General features: G+C 62.9%; 17 protein-coding genes. 8 read left to right on the top strand and 9 right to left on the bottom strand.

The window, feature by feature from the left end:
- Positions 1-67: 67 nt before the first annotated feature.
- On the top strand, positions 68-559 hold the full coding sequence (locus tag BLU37_RS26605; protein WP_010445553.1) for a GNAT family N-acetyltransferase: 492 nt from the start codon (positions 68-70) through the stop codon (positions 557-559).
- A gap of 426 nt (positions 560-985) precedes the next feature.
- On the opposite strand, the gene BLU37_RS26595 is transcribed toward BLU37_RS26605, so the two are convergent.
- The 3 genes from BLU37_RS26595 to BLU37_RS26585 all read right to left on the bottom strand — a co-directional run bounded on the left by BLU37_RS26595 (position 986) and on the right by BLU37_RS26585 (position 3,621).
- Positions 986-1,210 (bottom strand): hypothetical protein, encoded by a 225-nt coding sequence (locus BLU37_RS26595; protein WP_019361813.1) that lies wholly within the window; start codon positions 1,208-1,210, stop codon positions 986-988.
- 302 nt (positions 1,211-1,512) lie between these two features.
- Positions 1,513-3,249 carry a phosphoethanolamine transferase CptA gene (locus BLU37_RS26590; protein ID WP_090210324.1) on the bottom strand — a complete coding sequence of 579 codons (1,737 nt, stop codon included), beginning with the start codon at positions 3,247-3,249 and terminating at the stop codon, positions 1,513-1,515.
- Between the two features lie 192 nt (positions 3,250-3,441).
- Complete coding sequence (locus BLU37_RS26585) at positions 3,442-3,621, bottom strand: DUF6026 family protein (protein ID WP_010445549.1); 180 nt, start codon at positions 3,619-3,621, stop codon at positions 3,442-3,444.
- A gap of 294 nt (positions 3,622-3,915) precedes the next feature.
- Between BLU37_RS26585 and gnd the strand changes: the two genes are divergently transcribed.
- The 5 genes from gnd to nudC all read left to right on the top strand — a co-directional run bounded on the left by gnd (position 3,916) and on the right by nudC (position 9,056).
- Entirely contained in the window at positions 3,916-4,899 is a 984-nt protein-coding gene (gene gnd / locus BLU37_RS26580) for a phosphogluconate dehydrogenase (NAD(+)-dependent, decarboxylating) (protein WP_010445548.1), read from the top strand.
- The gene (gene zwf, locus BLU37_RS26575; protein WP_081354442.1) at positions 4,896-6,419 is read left to right on the top strand and encodes a glucose-6-phosphate dehydrogenase; all 1,524 of its coding nucleotides are present in this window, start codon (positions 4,896-4,898) and stop codon (positions 6,417-6,419) included. The genes gnd and zwf overlap by 4 nt, the downstream gene beginning before the upstream one ends.
- Complete coding sequence (locus tag BLU37_RS26570; protein WP_090210322.1) at positions 6,416-7,240, top strand: HAD family hydrolase; 825 nt, start codon at positions 6,416-6,418, stop codon at positions 7,238-7,240. The genes zwf and BLU37_RS26570 overlap by 4 nt, the downstream gene beginning before the upstream one ends.
- Before the next feature lie 141 nt (positions 7,241-7,381).
- Complete coding sequence (locus BLU37_RS26565; RefSeq protein ID WP_010445545.1) at positions 7,382-8,194, top strand: crotonase/enoyl-CoA hydratase family protein; 813 nt, start codon at positions 7,382-7,384, stop codon at positions 8,192-8,194.
- A 31-nt stretch (positions 8,195-8,225) separates the two neighbouring features.
- A complete protein-coding gene (gene nudC, locus BLU37_RS26560) occupies positions 8,226-9,056 on the top strand; it encodes an NAD(+) diphosphatase (RefSeq protein ID WP_090210320.1) in 831 nt (276 codons plus the stop codon).
- Here the strand turns inward: nudC and BLU37_RS26555 are convergent.
- Positions 9,024-9,803, bottom strand: a complete 780-nt coding sequence (locus BLU37_RS26555) for a TSUP family transporter (protein WP_090210318.1) — start codon at positions 9,801-9,803, stop codon at positions 9,024-9,026. The two genes, nudC and BLU37_RS26555, sit on opposite strands and share 33 nt — an antisense overlap.
- A gap of 82 nt (positions 9,804-9,885) precedes the next feature.
- Positions 9,886-11,124: an acyl-CoA dehydrogenase family protein gene (locus BLU37_RS26550; RefSeq protein ID WP_090210316.1), complete on the bottom strand. Its 1,239-nt coding sequence runs from the start codon at positions 11,122-11,124 to the stop codon at positions 9,886-9,888.
- Positions 11,125-11,503: 379 nt separating this feature from the next.
- On the opposite strand from BLU37_RS26550, the gene sfnG reads away from it, so the two are divergent.
- Complete coding sequence (sfnG, locus tag BLU37_RS26545) at positions 11,504-12,604, top strand: dimethylsulfone monooxygenase SfnG (RefSeq protein ID WP_081354443.1); 1,101 nt, start codon at positions 11,504-11,506, stop codon at positions 12,602-12,604.
- A gap of 64 nt (positions 12,605-12,668) precedes the next feature.
- On the opposite strand, the gene soxR is transcribed toward sfnG, so the two are convergent.
- Positions 12,669-13,133: a redox-sensitive transcriptional activator SoxR gene (gene soxR, locus BLU37_RS26540; RefSeq protein ID WP_010448534.1), complete on the bottom strand. Its 465-nt coding sequence runs from the start codon at positions 13,131-13,133 to the stop codon at positions 12,669-12,671.
- 91 nt (positions 13,134-13,224) lie between these two features.
- Between soxR and BLU37_RS26535 the strand changes: the two genes are divergently transcribed.
- Positions 13,225-13,599, top strand: coding sequence for an antibiotic biosynthesis monooxygenase (locus BLU37_RS26535; protein WP_010448536.1), 375 nt, complete (start codon positions 13,225-13,227; stop codon positions 13,597-13,599).
- Between the two features lie 8 nt (positions 13,600-13,607).
- Here BLU37_RS26535 and BLU37_RS26530 read toward each other — a convergent pair whose 3' ends face one another.
- The 3 genes from BLU37_RS26530 to ssuD form a co-directional block, all read right to left on the bottom strand.
- Positions 13,608-14,711, bottom strand: coding sequence for a sigma-54 interaction domain-containing protein (locus BLU37_RS26530; RefSeq protein WP_010448537.1), 1,104 nt, complete (start codon positions 14,709-14,711; stop codon positions 13,608-13,610).
- 8 nt (positions 14,712-14,719) lie between these two features.
- Positions 14,720-15,907 (bottom strand): acyl-CoA dehydrogenase family protein, encoded by a 1,188-nt coding sequence (locus BLU37_RS26525; protein ID WP_090210315.1) that lies wholly within the window; start codon positions 15,905-15,907, stop codon positions 14,720-14,722.
- A 175-nt stretch (positions 15,908-16,082) separates the two neighbouring features.
- Positions 16,083-17,228, bottom strand: a complete 1,146-nt coding sequence (ssuD, locus tag BLU37_RS26520; RefSeq protein ID WP_090210313.1) for an FMNH2-dependent alkanesulfonate monooxygenase — start codon at positions 17,226-17,228, stop codon at positions 16,083-16,085.
- Position 17,229 lies beyond the last annotated feature (1 nt).

The raw sequence follows: 17,229 nt of genomic DNA, 5'->3' as shown, positions 1-17,229 counted from the left end.
GGCTCGGGCTTACAATCGTGTTTCCCTGAAAGAGAACTGACTTTTAATGATGCCGTCGAGGATGAACATGGACGTTGCAGATGTATTGATACTGCAGGCGAGCTACACCAACCCGGTGCACGCCGAGGCCATTGCCCAGGTGCTGAACCACTATGCCGAAGATCCGATGGGCGGCGGCCAGTCGCTCGATCCGCACCTGCTTGAGCAATTGCCGGCCGAGCTGGCCAAACGTGCCCATGCGTTCAGCGTGCTGGCCTTTGTCGGCGGTGAGCCGGCGGGGCTGGTGAACTGTTTCGAAGGCTTCTCGACCTTTGCCTGCCGGCCCTTGGTGAACGTGCATGACGTGGCGGTGCTGAGCAAGTTTCGTGGGCTGGGCCTGAGCCGCAAGATGCTGCAGAAGGTCGAGGATATCGCTCGCCAGCGTGGCTGCTGCAAGCTCACCCTCGAAGTGCTCGAAGGCAATACGGTGGCCCGGGCCGCCTACGAGAAGTTCGGGTTCAGCGGTGCCCAACTCGATCCGAGCCATGGTCAGATGATGTTCTGGAACAAATACCTGTAACCGTCGAGGGTTGCCATGAGTCAGCAGGCGCATCAGGCCGGTACCACGAGCGTATGGGCGGTATTCCTGATCTTCCTGCGGCTGCTGCTGGCGGCGTTTTGGCGGCCGCTCTGGAGTAGCGCGATTCTGGGGCCGTTGGATTTTGGGCTGGCGGCAGGGGCTTTTGCTGCTCTGGTTTGGTGGAGGTGGGCGCCCTGGGTCGTTGTGTTGGCTGGGGGCGTTTGTGGGGCTTTTTTTGAGTGGTAGGCAGGTGTGTATATCCGTTTGCGCGGATTGATGACGTAGCGCATACCCTGAGTAAGAAATTTACTCGATAGTTCCAGTTAAAACCGCGATCAAAAAATAGCGCCCAATCCGGGCGCTAAAAGAAAACACCTCTCGCAAGAAGCTTGCGGAGCACTTGGAGGTGTTATCGCTAGAGCAAAATCAGGTATCAGGCTGCTGCTGAACCGCTTTTACTTCACCCGAAGCCGCGTCGTTCTTCTGCGCCTGAGCGGTCAATGTCTGCTGCTCAGCCTGTTCACGCGCCATCTGCTGGCTGGCCTGAAAGTTCTCCCAGCGCTCACGGACGCGATCGGAGCCGCCTTCGGCGAATGCCGCAAATGAAGTAACGGACAATACGCCAGCCATAAACAAGGTAGACAGTTTCATGGGTCATGTTTCCTGAGTTGTTGAAAGGATCTCGCCTTGGCGATATGAAATTCAGAGCAACTCTGGAGGGACGGCATTAAGTGGTAATTAAGATCAGCTAATGCCGGATGAACGGTGATGTTATTGATAAGGTTTGATGGATATTGTGAGTTCTGGCGGCTACATAATATTTAGTTAATATTCGCTCGTTACTGCGTTGTATCGTGATGCCTGTTTTATTCAGGGGTTACGGTTATTCCATTGAGCCACTTTCATCGAAACATGGCCTGTTCCCGCGCGAACCACGAGAACAGGCCCCTACCTCATTTATTTGCCACATTCCCCTGCGGCTTGGGCTTGATCAGGCTGAAATCGATCAACGCCTTCTGCGGACGCGCGTAGGGATCGCCGATCAGTAATGGCCGAACCTTGAACTGATCGCTCACCACGCTCTTGCTCAGATCCTGCTCATCGAAGCTCAAACCGGCCAGGTCGGTCCAGGTGTGGATCAGGTTCGAGCTGCTGTAGGGCCGGCTCAGGTCCGAAGCAAAGCTCCAGTCATGGGTTTTACGCCATTTCGGCGAGGCCCAGGCGATGAACGGAATGGTGTACATCGGCGCCGTTGGCTTGGCTTCGTTGCGGCCCAGGGTGCCATGGCCCGCAGAGTCGAAAACGTCTTCGCCGTGGTCCGACAGATACAGCAGGAAACCATTGGGGTCGGTCTTGGCGTAGTCCTTGATCAGGCTCGATACCACGAAGTCGTTGTACAGCACTGCGTTGTCATAGCTGTTGTAGGTCGGAATCTGATCGTCGGTCAGGCCCGGCGGGGCGCCGGTACGGTCGGTGAATTTGTCGAAGCTCGGCGGATAACGGTACTGGTAGCTCATGTGCGTGCCCAGCAGATGAATCACGATCAGTTTGCGCGGCGCGCTGTCGGCCAGGGCCTTGTTGAAGGGCTCGAGTACGTCACCGTCGTACTGACGGGCGTTCTGGTTGCGATTGTTGTTCAGGTACACCTGTTCGTCGGCCTGTTCGGAGAAGGTCGTGAGCATGGTGTTGCGCTTGGTCATGGTCTGCTGGTTGGTGATCCACCAGGTTTTGTAGCCGGCCTGTTTCATCACACTGACCAGCGATGGCGTCTTGAGATACAGGTCGGGGTTTTCTTCGTCGGCGAAGGTCAGGACCTGCTGCAAGGCCTCGATGGTGTAGGGGCGCGGGGTCACGACATTATCGAAAACCGCCAATTGCTCCTTGAGTTTGTCGAGGTTGGGTGTGGTTTCCCGGGGATAGCCGTACAAGCTCATGCGCTGGCGGTTGGTTGACTCGCCGATGACCAGTACGAGGGTGGTCGGCAGGCCGGCCTGGCTGTCCTTGAGGTTATGCAGTGGCGGGATCTTGCTGACGCTGTCGAGCATGCCCTGCATGTTGTCCAACTGTTCGCGGTAGCGCCGGTAAGCCACCACCATCTGCCAGGGCACTGCCGGTTCGATGCGCGTCTCGAAGCGCTCCAGGCCGTCGGCCAGGGTTGCGCTGCGGTTGATCTGAGTGAACAGCGGATAACCGAGGATCGCCACGAGGATCGCCGTCGCCGCCAGCAGCGCCTTGCCCCGGGGCAGGTAGACCGGGCGCAGGCGCGTCCAGAGCAAGATGGCCACGGCGGTGTGGGCGAGCAGCGCCAGCACGATCCACCATTTGAAATACTGGGTCAGGTACTCGCTGGCTTCGGAGATGTTCGACTCGAACATGATGAAGATGACGCTTTGCGAGAACTCCTGCTGGTAGACGAAGAAGTAGCCCAGGCTGGCCATTGAGCAGGCCCACAGTACAAGGCCGATCACGGCTGCGAGCAGACGGGTCTGTTTGGCGAACACCAGCATCGGCGCGAGCCAGATGGCGCTGATGAAGAACGCCTGGCGAAAACCGCTGAAGCCGGAAGTCCCGCTCAGCTGGATCAGCAGTTGGGTGATGCCCGAGAAATACCAGAAGAAGAGGAACAGCCAGCCGAGTCCGGCCCAATCAAAACCCTTCGCAGACGTATTGCTGCGTTTGAACAGCGTCATTTAACACTCCAATCAATCGCCAACTGAGCCATGGGGCTGATGGAAAAAGCTCGCCATGGGGAATGGCCGCACGAATTGCGCACGGCTGGAAGGCGTGGAGTATCGGTAAGGACGTGTGAAAAAAACGTTCAGCGCCAGGCACACCGGTGGTGTGCCTGTAGGAGATGTCTGGAGAGGCGGTGGACCGTCGTATCAGTTGCCCAGTCGCGACAGCGGGTCATGGGCCGTCAGGGATTGACCCTGCAAGGCTTCACGCAATTGCGCAACCTGCAGCAGCAGGGCCTCGCGTTCGTCGCGCAACTGCCGCAACTCATCGCGGCGGATTGTGACGTACAGGGTTTGTGGGGGACGTACTGCGGCTACCGTACCCATTGCTCACCTCGCGAAGGGTCTGTTTCGGTGGAACCGATCCGGCCGAAGGGGCTGGCGGTTCGTTCAAGACAATTTTGAATTCTTTTTCAGCGGATGGGAACTTTTTTATTTTTTGCGGTCGCCGTGTCTTGAGGGCGAGTTCGAGCGTAAGAAGAGGGTCATGAGCGGCACTGGCGAACCAATACCTGGCGTATTTGACTAACCTTGGGTGGGACATATCCAGTCTGGCTGGGCTATGGTGTCGTTTCTATCTTTTTCGAGTTTTTTCGAACTCGTCGTCTGGAGTAGCGTTACATGCAACTTGGAATCATCGGACTGGGCCGCATGGGCGGCAATATCGCACGGCGGTTGATGCTCAAGGGCCATGAGACCGTGGTTTACGACCGCAACGCCGACTTTGTCGCCACCCTGAGCCAGGAGGGTTCCACGGGGGTGGCCGACCTGCCGGCGCTGGTTGCCGGGCTGACCGCGCCACGTGCGGTCTGGGTCATGTTGCCGGCCGGTGCGCCTACCGAAGACACCATCGCTGAGCTGGGCAAGCTGCTGCAGCCGGGCGATGTCATCATCGACGGTGGCAACACCTACTATAAGGATGATATCCGTCGTGGCCAGGAACTGGCGCAGCAGGGCATCCACTATATCGACGTGGGCACCTCCGGCGGCGTCTGGGGCCTGGAGCGTGGCTACTGCATGATGATCGGCGGCGATGCCGAGGTGGTCCGCCGTCTCGATCCGCTGTTCGATGCCCTGGCACCGGGCCTGGGCAATATCCCGCGGACCCGCGATCGCAGCCCGGCCGCCGACGACCGTGCCGAGCGCGGCTACATTCATGCCGGCCCTCCGGGCTCCGGCCACTTCGTCAAGATGATCCACAACGGCATTGAATACGGGATGATGCAGGCCTTCGCCGAAGGTTTCGACATCCTCAAGACCAAGAACGCCGAAAGCCTGCCGGCCGACCAGCGTTTCGACCTGAACCTGGGCGATATCGCCGAGGTCTGGCGCCGTGGCAGTGTGGTGTCCTCCTGGCTGCTGGACCTGACCGCCGATGCCCTGGCCACTGACCCCAAGCTGGACAACTATTCCGGCGCGGTAGCCGATAGTGGCGAAGGCCGCTGGACCATCGAGGCGGCGATCGAGCAGGCGGTGCCGGTGCCGGTGTTGTCCAGTTCGCTGTTCGCCCGCTTCCGTTCGCGCCAGCAGAGCACCTATGGCGACAAACTGCTGTCGGCGATGCGCTTCGGCTTCGGCGGCCATGTGGAGACACCGAAAAAATGAATACTCCCGGCAAGAAAAGCAAGGTTGAGGCCGCCCCGCCGACCACGCTGTTCCTGTTCGGTGCTCACGGTGATCTGGTCAAGCGTCTGCTGATGCCGGCGTTGTACAACCTGAGTCGTGACGGTCTGCTCGACGATGGCCTGCATATCGTCGGGGTCGATCACAACGCAGTCACCGACGCCGAGTTCGCCAGGAAGCTGGAAGAATTCAGCCGCGCCGAGGTCGCCGCCAAGAGCGGTAAGGCCCCGGAGCAGGCGCTGGATGCCGCGCTCTGGAGCCGGCTGGCGAAGAACATCAGTTATGTGCAGGGCGATTTTCTCGACGATTCGACCTACACCGCGCTGGCGGCGAAGATTGCTGCCAGCGGTACCGGTAATGCGGTGTTCTACCTGGCGACCGCGCCGCGCTTCTTCAGTGAGGTCGCTCGGCGGCTGGGCGCGGCCGGGCTGCTCGAGGAAACCCCGGAGGCCTTCCGACGGGTGGTGATCGAAAAACCGTTCGGTTCCGACCTGGCGACCGCCGAGGCCTTGAACGCCTGTCTGCTCAAGGTGATGAGCGAGAAACAGATCTATCGGATCGATCATTACCTGGGCAAGGAAACCGTGCAGAACATCCTGGTCAGCCGGTTTTCCAACGTGCTGTTCGAGGCGTTCTGGAACAACCACTACATCGACCATGTGCAGATCACCGCGGCGGAAACCGTCGGCGTGGAAACCCGTGGCAGTTTCTACGAGCACACCGGGGCCTTGCGCGACATGGTGCCCAATCACCTGTTCCAGCTGCTGGCGATGGTCGCCATGGAGCCGCCAGCCGCCTTTGGCGCCGATGCGGTGCGGGGCGAGAAGGCCAAGGTGGTGGGGGCGATTCGTCCCTGGAGTGTCGAAGAGGCGAGGGCCAACTCGGTTCGCGGCCAGTACGCGGCGGGTGAGTTGGCGGGCAAGGCCGTGGCCGGCTATCGCGAAGAAAACAACGTGGCACCCGACAGCAACACCGAAACCTATGTCGCGCTCAAGGTGATGATCGACAACTGGCGTTGGGTGGGTGTGCCGTTCTACCTGCGCACCGGCAAGCGCATGAGCGTTCGCGACACGGAAATCGCCATCTGCTTCAAGCCGGCGCCGTATGCGCAGTTCCGTGATACCGAAGTCGACCGCCTGCAGCCGACCTACCTGAAAATCCAGATCCAGCCGAACGAGGGCATGTGGTTCGACCTGCTGGCCAAGCGACCGGGGCCGGCCCTGGACATGGCCAATATCGAACTGGGGTTCGCCTACAAGGACTTCTTTGAAATGCAGCCGTCCACCGGCTACGAGACGCTGATCTACGACTGCCTGACTGGCGACCAGACGCTGTTCCAGCGCGCCGATAACATCGAAAACGGTTGGCGGGCGGTGCAGCCGTTCCTCGACGCCTGGCGTGAGGACAACCGGGTGCAGTTGTACAAGGCGGGAGAGAACGGTCCCCAGGCCGCCGATGAACTGCTGGCGCGCGATGGCCGTGCCTGGCATGGCATCGGATGAGCGGCTCGGCGCAGTACCCCATCCGCCTGCTGCTCAGCGATATGGACGGCACCCTGTTACGCCCCGATCACAGCCTCAGCCCGCGTACCGTCGAGGCGGTACGGGCGTTGCGGGCGGCGGGAGTGTTCTTCAGCCTGGCCACCGGGCGCCCACCCCGGGCCATGCGCGAGCAGATCGAGGCCCTGGGTGTCGACCTGCCGGTGGCGGCGTTCAACGGCGGCACGCTGATGCATCCCGATGGCAGCTATCTGGTGACTCACTATGTGCCGCGCGAGGCGGCCATCTGCACGCTGGAGCTGCTTTCGCGGCATGATGAGGTGGAGATCTGGGTGTTTGCCGACAATGAGTGGCTGCTGCGCAACCCTCACGGCAAAATGGTCCCTCGGGAGGAGCATGCCCTGGGGTATCCGCCGACGGTGGTGGAGAGTTTCGAGCCTTACCTGGATCGTATCGACAAGATCGTCGGTGCCAGTGGCAATGCCCAACTGCTGATCGAGCTGGAGACGGTGCTGCAGCCGTTGGTGGCGGACCAGGCCTTGGCCAGCCGTTCGCAGCGGGCCTACCTGGATATCACGGCGATGCAGGCGAACAAGGGCGAGGCGTTGGTGACGCTGGCCAGGTTCCTTGGCGTGCCGTTGGCGCAGACGGCTGCGATCGGCGATGGTGGCAATGACCCGGCGATGTTCCATCGGGCCGGGTTGGCGATTGCCATGGGCCAGGCGGAAGAGGTGGTGAAGCGGCAGGCGGATGTGGTGACCGGCAGCAACACCGAGGATGGTGCGGCGCAGGCCATCGAGCAGTGGGTCCTGAGGGCGCGGTGAATGGCCGCCCTTGGCGGTTCGCGGGCAAGCCAAAGGCGGCCAGCCACCCCAGTCCGGCTTTTGGCACATCCGCTACCTACAGCCCCCAAACCCGCTTGCTATATTCCCCTGTCTCCCATCGCACAGCCAAGGATGCCCGTCATGTCCGAATACCAAGCTTTCCGCGTCGAACTGACCGATAACATCGCCCATGTGCAGATCAACCGCCCGGAAAAGATCAACGCGATGAACGCGGCGTTCTGGAGCGAGATCACCGAGATCTTCCAGTGGGCCGATGACACCGACGAAGTGCGGGTGGTGGTCCTGAGCGGTGCGGGCAAGCACTTTTCTTCAGGCATCGACCTGATGCTATTGGCCTCGGTCGGCAATGAGCTGGGCAAGGACGTCGGCCGCAACGCCCGCCTGCTGCGCCGCAAGATCCTTCAGTTGCAGGCCTCCTTCAATGCCGTCGACAACTGCCGCAAGCCGGTCCTGGCGGCGATCCAGGGTTATTGCCTGGGCGGCGCCATCGACCTGATCGCTGCCTGCGACATGCGTTATTGCGCCGAAGACGCACATTTCTCGATCAAGGAAGTGGATATCGGCATGGCCGCCGATGTCGGCACTTTGCAACGTTTGCCCCGTATCATCGGTGACGGCATGCTGCGCGAGCTGGCTTACACCGGCCGTGCGTTCGGTGCGGACGAAGCGCAGCGAATCGGCCTGGTCAATCGTGTCTATTCTGATCAGGTGGCCTTGCTCGATGGCGTGATGGAACTGGCCCGGGAGATTGCCAGCAAGTCGCCGATCGCTGTGACCGGCACCAAGGAAATGCTCAGCTACATGCGCGACCACCGGATCGACGACGGCTTGGAATACGTTGCCACCTGGAACGCCGCCATGTTGCAATCGAACGACCTGCGTGTGGCCATCGCGGCGCACATGAGCAAGCAGAAACCCGAATTTCTGGACTGAGGAAGGTTTTCCGGTCCCTAAGGAACCCGCAATGACTCAAGGCTGGACAACCGCAGTACTGGATACCGAACAACCCGGTGGCTGGGCCGTGGCCCGTGGTCCCGAGGGGTTCCTGCTGGATGACAACGGCGTGCTGTTCCCGCGCGAATGGCTCAAGCGCCAGGACTTGCCGGTGCTCTGCGAGCATGGCATCGGCCATCGCGATGGCGAGCCGGTGTACCTGCTGGAACTCAAGTCCATGGCCGAGGTGCCCGGTTGCCGCTGGCAGGGGCTGCGGCGGTTCATGCTCGAAGGCGATTTCACCACGTACCGCATGCTTGGTTATGCCGCGCAGATCGGCACCTGGGCCCGCGAGCACCGTTTCTGCGGCAGTTGTGGCCAGCCGACCCGCCAGGTGCCGCGCGAACGGGCGATGTACTGCGAACCGTGCGACCTGCGCGCCTACCCGCGAATCTCACCGAGCATGATCGTGCTGGTGACCCGTGGTGATGAAGTGTTGCTGGCGCGTTCGCCGCGTTTCGTCACGGGGGTCTACAGCACCCTGGCCGGTTTCGCCGAGCCGGGCGAGTCGGCCGAGGATTGCCTGGTGCGGGAAGTGCGGGAGGAGGTGCAGGTCGAGGTCAGCAACATCCAGTACGTCGGCAGCCAGTGCTGGCCATTCCCGCACTCGATGATGCTGGGTTTTCATGCCGAATACGCCGGTGGCGAGATCGTGCCTCAGGTCGACGAGATCGAGGATGCGCAGTGGTTCAACATTCGTGAGCTACCGCCGCTGCCGGCGGCGAAGTCGATCGCCCGCTACCTGATCGACCTGTATGTGGCGCGCCGTCTAGGCCACGCTGAACCAGTGCTGCCAGGCTAGGCGCACGGTCAGCCCGAGGACCACGGTGATGAACACCGGGCGGATGAACTTCGCGCCGCCGCTGATGGCGGTGCGGGCGCCGAAGAACGCTCCGAGCATCACCGAAATCCCCATGCACAGGCCGATGATCCAGTCGACCTGGCCGGAAAACACGAACACCGACAGCGCGGCGATGTTGCTGACGAAGTTCATGCTGCGCGCCACGCCGCTGGCCTTGACCAGGTCGAGCGGGTAAAGCAGCAGGCTGCTGACGGTCCAGAAGGCCCCGGTGCCGGGGCCGGCCACGCCGTCGTAGAAGCCCAGGCTGAAGCCCTGGGGGAACTGCCACTTCTTGCGGATCGGCGCGTCGCTATCCAGCGGCGCCTTGGGCGTGCCGCCGAACAACAGGTACAGGCCGCAGGCGAAGACGATCACCGGGAGCATCTTGTTCAGCCATTCGGCCGGCATGAAGTGTGCGGTTATCGCGCCGATCAGTGCGCCGGCCAGGGTACCGAAGATCGCCAGTTTCCATTGGCGTGGGTGGAACAGTTTGCGCCGGTAGAAGGTGAAGCCGGCGGTGGCCGAGCCGAAGGTCGAACTGAGTTTGTTGGTGCCCAACACCAGGTGCGGTGGCAGACCGACGGTCAGCAGCGCCGGGGTGGTCAACAGACCGCCGCCGCCGGCGATGGCATCGATGAAGCCGGCGATGAAGGCGACGACGGCGAGAATGGCGAGGGTGGTCAGGTCTACGCTGAGATCGAAAGGCATGGGTTCGGCTTAGGTCGGCAGGATGGCGCGCAACGCGCCTGAAGGGGCGCCATCTTACCGATTAGCCGGAGTTGCCGCGACCTCAGCCGTTGGCCGGCCCGTTGCCGATCTGCCAGACGAACGGTGGCTCGGTGCCATTGATCGCCCAGTCGCCGATGATCCGCGCCTTGTAGATCAACGGGTTGTGCGACGACACCGTCCGTGCGTTGCGCCAATGACGGTCCAGTGCCTTGCCCTGGCGGACATCGGAGCCCCCGAGGGCATTGAACAGTTCGCTGGTGGCGCGCTGGATCAGTTCCGAGACCACCACCTGCGCCGTGGCCGATTCGATTTCCGCGTCGACATTGGCCTGCCGTTCGACCGCCTCATCGCCACCAAACCGTGCGAGGTAGGCCCTCTGGGCCGGTTGCGCGGCGCGGATCGCACTGGCCTCGGCGGCATACACCAGGGCGGCGACCTCTCCGACCACCTGCTGCACCTGGGCATCCTCGCTGACCCGCTGGGCATTGCCATGGCTATAGATGCGCTTGCGCTCGCGCACCTGTCGCGCCACGTCCTTGAGCGCCGAACGGCCGATACCGGCCAGGGTCGCCAGCAGCACCAATTGATAGAATGCCGTCTGGTACTTGAAGCGGGTGGCGAAGTCGATGACATGGCCGCTTTCCACCACTGCATCGATGAACCGCGAGGTACCGCTGCCGGTGGTGCGCTGGCCGAAACCGTCCCAGTCGTCGCTGTGCTCGATGCCCGGCTGGCGGGCGCGCACGGCAGCAATCACGTCGCCGCCGGTGTCACTGCGGCGGGCATAGACGTCGATCCAGTCGGCGAAGATGCTGCCGGTGCTGTAGAACTTCTCGCCGTTCAGGCGCCACCGTTCACCGTCCGGCGAGACCTGGGTCACCACGTCGCCGATGGCCACGTTGCCGATCTCGGTCCAGGCGCAGCCGACGATATCGCCGTCGACAAAGCGCTTGAACCACAGGTCGCGGTTGGGGCCAGGGGCGGCGTTCAGGCGATCCTCGGCAAAGGCGAAGTGGCCGCGCAGGGCCTGCGGCACGTTGGAGTCGGCCTCGGCCAGTTCAATCAGCAACTGGAACAGCTGCGGCAGGGAAGCACCGCCACCGCCGTATTCCACGGGTACCCGTACCGCGCCGAAACCGGCCTGCTTGAGCCACTGGATCGGCTCGTGGGGCAACTCACGGTTCAGCTCCCGTTGCACGGCGCCGTCGGCGATGCGAGCGAAGATCGGCCGAAAGCGTTCGGCCAGGGACTCGTAGTCGACGCCGAGGGACAGTGGGTTGATTACCTGGTGTTCGGTCATGGGACAGCTCCTTGGGGCAGGCAGAGAAAACTGCGGTTGCCGGGAGCGGTTGCAGGGTCCATGCCGTTGGCGACTGCCCCGTGTTCTCGGGACTTTGTCTCGCCGTGGGAGGAGACTACTGTTGCCTGGGCAACAGTTTTTCAACAAAACGTCCTGCCAGCTCACAGACTCCTGCCGTTGTGGGGGGCTGTGAACCCTGGGGCAGAAGGGCCTGTTGCAGGAGCGGGCTTCCCCGCGAAGAGGCCCTTGAAACCGCCAGAAGCTTCGCGGGCAAGCCCGCTCACAGGGTGCAGCGCTGTGTCCAGGTGGCCGCGGATTCCGGCGCTGGCACGCTTGCTGCTCCAGTGACCTGACATTCCCTGGTCCGAGGTGCAGCACCATGAGTCAGCAAGCCGTGAAATTCGCCTACTGGGTACCTAATGTCAGTGGCGGCCTGGTGGTCAGCAAGATCGAGCAGCGTACCCGCTGGGACATCGACTACAACCGCAAACTGGCGCAACTGGCGGAGGAGGCCGGGTTCGAGTACGGCCTGACCCAGATCCGTTTCACCGCCGGTTATGGCGCCGAATACCAGCACGAATCCGTTGCGTTCAGCCATGCCCTGCTGGCGGCGACCACCAGACTGAAGGTGATCGCCGCGATCCTGCCCGGTCCCTGGCAGCCGGCGCTGGCGGCCAAGCAACTGGCGACCATCGATCAACTGACCGGCGGGCGGATCGCCGTGAACATCGTCAGTGGCTGGTTTCGCGGCGAGTTCCACGCCATCGGCGAGCACTGGCTGGAGCACGACGAGCGTTATCGTCGTTCCGAGGAGTTCATCCGCGCCCTGAAGGGCATCTGGACCGAGGACGCGTTTACCCTCAAGGGCGACTTCTACCGTTTCAACGGTTATAGCCTCAAGCCCAAACCCCTGAGCCAGCCGCATCCGGAGATCTTCCAGGGCGGCAGTTCGCGGGCAGCGCGGGACATGGCGGCACGGGTGTCGGACTGGTACTTCACCAACGGCAATACCCCGGAAGGCATCAAGGCCCAGGTCGACGACATCCGCGCCAAGGCCGCGGCCAACGGTCATTCGGTGAAGGTTGGGGTGAACGCCTTCGTCATTGCCCGCGACACCGAGGAAGAGGCCCGTGCGGTGCTGGCGGAAATCATCGACAAGGCCGACCCCGAAGCGGTCGGCGCGTTTGGCGATGCCGCCAGGCAGGCGGGCAAGTCATCGCCGGAAGGCGAGGGCAACTGGGCCAAGTCCAGTTTTGAAGACCTGGTGCAGTACAACGATGGCTTCAAGACCAACCTGATCGGCACCCCGCAGCAGATCGCCGAGCGGATCGTTGCGTTGAAGGCGGTGGGCGTGGACCTGGTGCTGGCGGGGTTCCTGCACTTCCAGGAAGAGGTCGAATACTTCGGCAAACGGGTGCTGCCGCTGGTGCGTGAGCTGGAGGCGCAGAAGGCCGCGCGACCAGTGGCCGAGCCGGCCTGAGTCGTTCTGCCTGGATCGCCGCACCCCTGTAGGATCACCGCACCGCCTGCTCCTACAGGGACGATCAGCTTTCCGGCTCCAGCAGGCGGGGCCCAGGGCCCTGCTCGCCGAGCACGTCACCCTGATTGCGCAAGGGGCAGTTCTCCATCGACAGGCAGCCGCAGCCGATGCAGCCATTGAGCTTGTCCCGCAGCCGGGTCAGGCGGGCGATGCGCTCGTCCAGTTCATCCTTCCAGCGTTCCGACATCCGCGCCCAGTCCGCCGCTGTCGGTGTGCGGCCTTCAGGCAGCTCCAGCAGGGCCCGGTGAATCTCCGCCAGCGCAATCCCCAGGCTCTGGGCCGTCTTGATCAACGAGACCCGGCGCAGCACGTCGCGGGCGTATTGGCGCTGGTTGCCGGCATTGCGGCTGCTCTGGATCAAGCCCTTGGATTCATAGAAGTGCAGGGCCGTCACCGATACGCCGCTGCGTGCGGCCAGTTGGCCGACCGTGAGCGTCTTGTCCGTGGGTTGGACTTTGTGCAGTGCCATGATAAAAATTCTTGACCTCTAGTTAACTTGAGGTTTTACCCTGCATCACCTCGGATCTCAAGATCCCTGTGACTTCCCGGGAGAACCTTTCATGCCATCGACAGAGAAAAACCGCAGCTTCACGCAACTGATCCAGTTCGAGATCGAACCCCGGCAACAGGACGCCCTGGTCAATGCCCTGGCACGGCAGACCGAGCGCCTGGCCGAGGGATTTGTCGGCTTCATCAGCGGTAATGTGCAGGCCAGCGACGATGGTCGGCGCGTACTGAACGTGCTGCAGTGGCAATCGAAACAGGCCGGTGAGGCGGCCTTCGCCCGTTTCGAGAGTGGCGAGGAGGATTTCTGGCGGCTGATTCGCTCGCACCAGGCCAAGGCGGTGACCTTCGGCTCGTTCCAGGTGCTGCGCAGTATCGAGCGCAGCCACGATGATGCGCTGCACTGTGCCCTGATCAGTCAGATCGGCTGATCGGCTGGCTAGATCGATAACTGCAGCATACGGTCACCCTGGACGTTTTCGCCGGGGCGGCGCTTGTTCACCGCCAGTTCGCCGATCCTGATCAGCCGGGTGCGGGTCACGTTGCGGCTCAGGCCCAACAGGTTGGCGGTGTGCACCTGGTTGTAGTGGCTGAAACGGTAGGCGGCGCGCAGTAGCGCATCCTCGACTTTTTCGTGGAGGGCGCCGGCCTGTTCCTCGAACAGTTTCTGGAAGGCACGGTCGAGCAGGGCCTCGGCCGAATCGTCGGTGGCTGTGGCGCTGTCGTCCTGGCGCTCGATGCGCATGTTCGACAGACGCAGGTCGTCGCGTTCGATCACACCGTTACGGCAGATCAGCAGGGTGTGGTGGATGACGTTTTCCAGCTCGCGGATGTTCCCAGGCCAGCTGTAGCTCTTGAGCTTCTGCTCCGCCGCCGGACTGAGACGGATGTCGCCATAGCCCAGACGCTGGCTGTAGGCGTCGATGAAGTGCCGGGTCAGCGGCAGGATGTCGCCGGGGCGTTCGCGCAATGGGCTGAGTTCCAGATTGACGACGTCGAGGCGGTAGTACAGGTCTTCGCGGAAATGCCCGGCGTTGATCGCCTTTTCCAGCTGGACGTTGGTGGCTGCCAGCACCCGCACATCGATCGGGATGCTCTTGCGCGAGCCCAGGCGCACCACTTCACGTTCCTGCAGTACCCGCAGCAGCTTGACCTGGATCGGCATCGGCAGGTCACCTATCTCGTCGAGAAACAGCGTGCCGCCGTTGGCTTCCTCGAACCAGCCGGCCTTGGCGCTGAGGGCACCGGTAAAGGCACCTTTCTCATGGCCGAACAGTTCGGCTTCCACCAGGGACTCGGAAAACGCTCCGCAGTTGACTGCGATGAACGGTCGGTTGCGACGGGCGCTGAGGTTGTGGATGTGCCGTGCCACCAGTTCCTTGCCGGTGCCGGTTTCGCCGATGATCAGCACGCTGGCTTCGCTGGGCGCGACCTGCTGCAGATGGGCGAGCAGGGCCTGGGACTTGGGGTCTTCGAAGACCTGGGCGGTGGCGCGGATCGAGGTCGCCAGGGCCGGCGAGGGCGGTAGGGTTAGCAGCTGCATGGTCGCCTCTACGAGTAGAAGGTGGGGATTGGTAGCGTCTGGTTCAGGGCCCAGTCGCCAAGTTCCTGGAGCTTGTAGTCCAGTGGGTCGTGCAAAGTCTGGGTACGCAGGTTGCGCCAGTGGCGGTCCAGCCGTAACGAGGCATGGGTTGCGCGCGCGCCGGTGACTTCGAACAGCTTGCTGCACAATTCCAGGCCCTGGCGGCTGGCGGCGACCTTGGCGGTGGCGATGGCGATCGCCAGTTGCCCGCGCTCCTCGGCGCTGAGGTCCGGGCCCTTGGCCCAGGCCCGATCGAGTCCTTCGGCGGCGCGCTCGACCAGCAGCCGTACGCCTTCGAGAGCGACCCAGAAATCGCCATAGTGGCTGAGGATGTACGGGTCGTTGCGGATGTCTTCGGTCCCGGACTTGAACCATGGGCGGGTCTCGGTGAGGGTGTAGCGCCGGGCTTCCTCGAAGGCCCCTTCGGCGATGCCGAGAAACATGTGGCTGAAGGTCAGTTGCGCGATCAGCGGGCGCAGGCAGGCGAAGGGGGTGCTCAGCGGACCGGGTTCGAGCAGCAGCTCCGACTCTTCGACCCGCACCCGTTCGAAGCTGGCGCTGCCGCTGTCGGTCTGGCGCTGGCCCATGTTGTGCCAGTCGTTGTGCAGGGTGATGCCGGAGCGGCCGCTGGGAATCGCGGCGATCAGCAGCTTGCCGCCAGCGCTTTCATCGACGGCCGAGGCGATCAGCATTTGTGAATCGCTGGCACCGGAGCAGAAGCTCTTCTTGCCGGAGAACTCGCGCCAGCCATCGAGCTTGCGCACCACGGTACGGGTATCCAGCGGGTTGAGGGCGTTGCCCCAGAACCAGTTCTTGCGGGCGGTCTGTTCGAACCAGGGTTGCCATTGCTCGGGACGCGAGAACAGGCGCACGGTGGCGAGCATCAAGTGATGGAAGCCGAAGACGTGGGCGATGGAGCTGTCGACCTTGGCGAACTCGCGCACCACGTTGAGGGTTTCGCTCCAGCTGGCACCGAGGCCGCCGTACTGGGTGGGAATGCTCAGGGCCAGCAGGCCGCTGTGGCGCAGGGCGTCGCGCTGGGCTTTCGGCGTGCCGCCACGCTCGTCGCGCTCGACGGCGGTTTCGGCAAACTCGGCGGCCAGCAGGCGAGCGGTCTGCAAGGGATCGGGAAGGATATTGTGCGGTTGAGCCGTCACGCGGTGGTCCTCTGTCTAGGGCGGTGTGTCGAGGCTGATAGGGGCGCAGCGGCTGACCTGTGGGAGCGGGCTTGCCCGCGAATGGGGCCTTGAGGCTGGCAAAAGCTTCGCGGGCAAGCCCGGTTCCTAGCCGTCACCGCGCTCCACACGTTGCAGCAGTGCCTTCTCCCGGTTGTCAGTCCCCGGCCTTGGCCGGCAACACATCGTTGGCAATCATTTCGCCAAACGGCCCGGTCAGGTTGGTCACCCCGCGTCCGGCCAGGCTGGCATAGGGCTCGGGTAGCAGGGGGAACACCAGCTCGGCGAAGCGGTAGGCTTCTTCCAGATGCGGATACCCGGAGAAGATGAAACTCTCGATCCCCAGGTCGGCGTATTCCTTGATGCGCTCGGCGACCTGTTGCGGGTTGCCGACCAGTGCGGTGCCGGCGCCACCGCGGACCAGGCCGACGCCGGCCCACAGGTTCGGTGAGATTTCCAGGTTGTCGCGCCGACCGCCGTGGAGGGCGGCCATGCGCCGCTGGCCTTCGGAGTCGAAGCGCGAAAAGGATTGCTGCGCGGCGGCGATGGTCTCGTCGCTGATGTGTTCGATCAGCTGGTCAGCGGCTTTCCAGGCCTCTTCGGCGGTTTCCCGGACGATCACATGCAGGCGAATCCCGAAGCGCACGGTACGCCCCTTGCGCGCGGCCCGCTCGCGGATGTCCGCCAACTTGGCGGCCACGGCGACTGGCGGTTCGCCCCAGGTCAGGTAGACATCGACCTGGTCGGCGGCGAGGTCGTGGGCCGCGTCCGATGAACCACCGAAATACAACGGCGGATAAGGCTTCTGTACGGGCGGATAGAGTGCCTTGGCGTTCTGTACCTTCAGGTGCTTGCCTTCGAAGTCCACGGCTTCGCCCTGCAGTACTCGGCGCCAGATTTGCAGGAATTCGTCGGTGACTTCGTAACGTTCGCTGTGGCTGAGGAAACTGCCGTCGCCACGGTTTTCATCGGGATCGCCGCCGGTCACCACGTTGATCAGCAGGCGACCGTTGGACAGCCGGTCGAGGGTGGCGGCCATGCGCGCCGAAACGGTCGGCGAAATGATGCCCGGGCGGATCGCCACCAGATAACGCAGGCGTTCGGTCAGCGGCACCAGGGCCGAGGCGATGACCCAGGAGTCTTCGCAGGAGCGGCCGGTGGGAATCAGCACGCCGTGGTAGCCGAGGCTGTCGGCGGCCTGCGCCACCTGTTTCAGATAATTGAGGGTGACCGGGCGCGCACCCTGGGTTGTGCCCAGATAGTGGCCGTCGCCGTGAGTGGGAAGAAACCAGAAGACATCCATG

Source organism: Pseudomonas asplenii (assembly GCF_900105475.1).
Classification (GTDB): Bacteria; Pseudomonadota; Gammaproteobacteria; order Pseudomonadales; family Pseudomonadaceae; genus Aquipseudomonas; species Aquipseudomonas asplenii.
This window is presented reverse-complemented; position numbering and strand designations above follow the sequence as displayed.

Coding starts and splice junctions, on each gene's coding strand:
- BLU37_RS26565 (WP_010445545.1), top strand. CDS start 7,382: ATGTCCGAATACCAAGCTTTCCGCGTCGAACTGACCGATAACATCGCC.
- nudC (WP_090210320.1), top strand. CDS start 8,226: ATGACTCAAGGCTGGACAACCGCAGTACTGGATACCGAACAACCCGGT.
- BLU37_RS26590 (WP_090210324.1), bottom strand. CDS start 3,249: ATGACGCTGTTCAAACGCAGCAATACGTCTGCGAAGGGTTTTGATTGG.
- ssuD (WP_090210313.1), bottom strand. CDS start 17,228: ATGGATGTCTTCTGGTTTCTTCCCACTCACGGCGACGGCCACTATCTG.
- BLU37_RS26530 (WP_010448537.1), bottom strand. CDS start 14,711: ATGCAGCTGCTAACCCTACCGCCCTCGCCGGCCCTGGCGACCTCGATC.
- BLU37_RS26535 (WP_010448536.1), top strand. CDS start 13,225: ATGCCATCGACAGAGAAAAACCGCAGCTTCACGCAACTGATCCAGTTC.
- sfnG (WP_081354443.1), top strand. CDS start 11,504: ATGAGTCAGCAAGCCGTGAAATTCGCCTACTGGGTACCTAATGTCAGT.
- gnd (WP_010445548.1), top strand. CDS start 3,916: ATGCAACTTGGAATCATCGGACTGGGCCGCATGGGCGGCAATATCGCA.
- zwf (WP_081354442.1), top strand. CDS start 4,896: ATGAATACTCCCGGCAAGAAAAGCAAGGTTGAGGCCGCCCCGCCGACC.
- BLU37_RS26550 (WP_090210316.1), bottom strand. CDS start 11,124: ATGACCGAACACCAGGTAATCAACCCACTGTCCCTCGGCGTCGACTAC.
- soxR (WP_010448534.1), bottom strand. CDS start 13,133: ATGGCACTGCACAAAGTCCAACCCACGGACAAGACGCTCACGGTCGGC.
- BLU37_RS26555 (WP_090210318.1), bottom strand. CDS start 9,803: ATGCCTTTCGATCTCAGCGTAGACCTGACCACCCTCGCCATTCTCGCC.
- BLU37_RS26605 (WP_010445553.1), top strand. CDS start 68: ATGGACGTTGCAGATGTATTGATACTGCAGGCGAGCTACACCAACCCG.
- BLU37_RS26570 (WP_090210322.1), top strand. CDS start 6,416: ATGAGCGGCTCGGCGCAGTACCCCATCCGCCTGCTGCTCAGCGATATG.
- BLU37_RS26585 (WP_010445549.1), bottom strand. CDS start 3,621: ATGGGTACGGTAGCCGCAGTACGTCCCCCACAAACCCTGTACGTCACA.
- BLU37_RS26595 (WP_019361813.1), bottom strand. CDS start 1,210: ATGAAACTGTCTACCTTGTTTATGGCTGGCGTATTGTCCGTTACTTCA.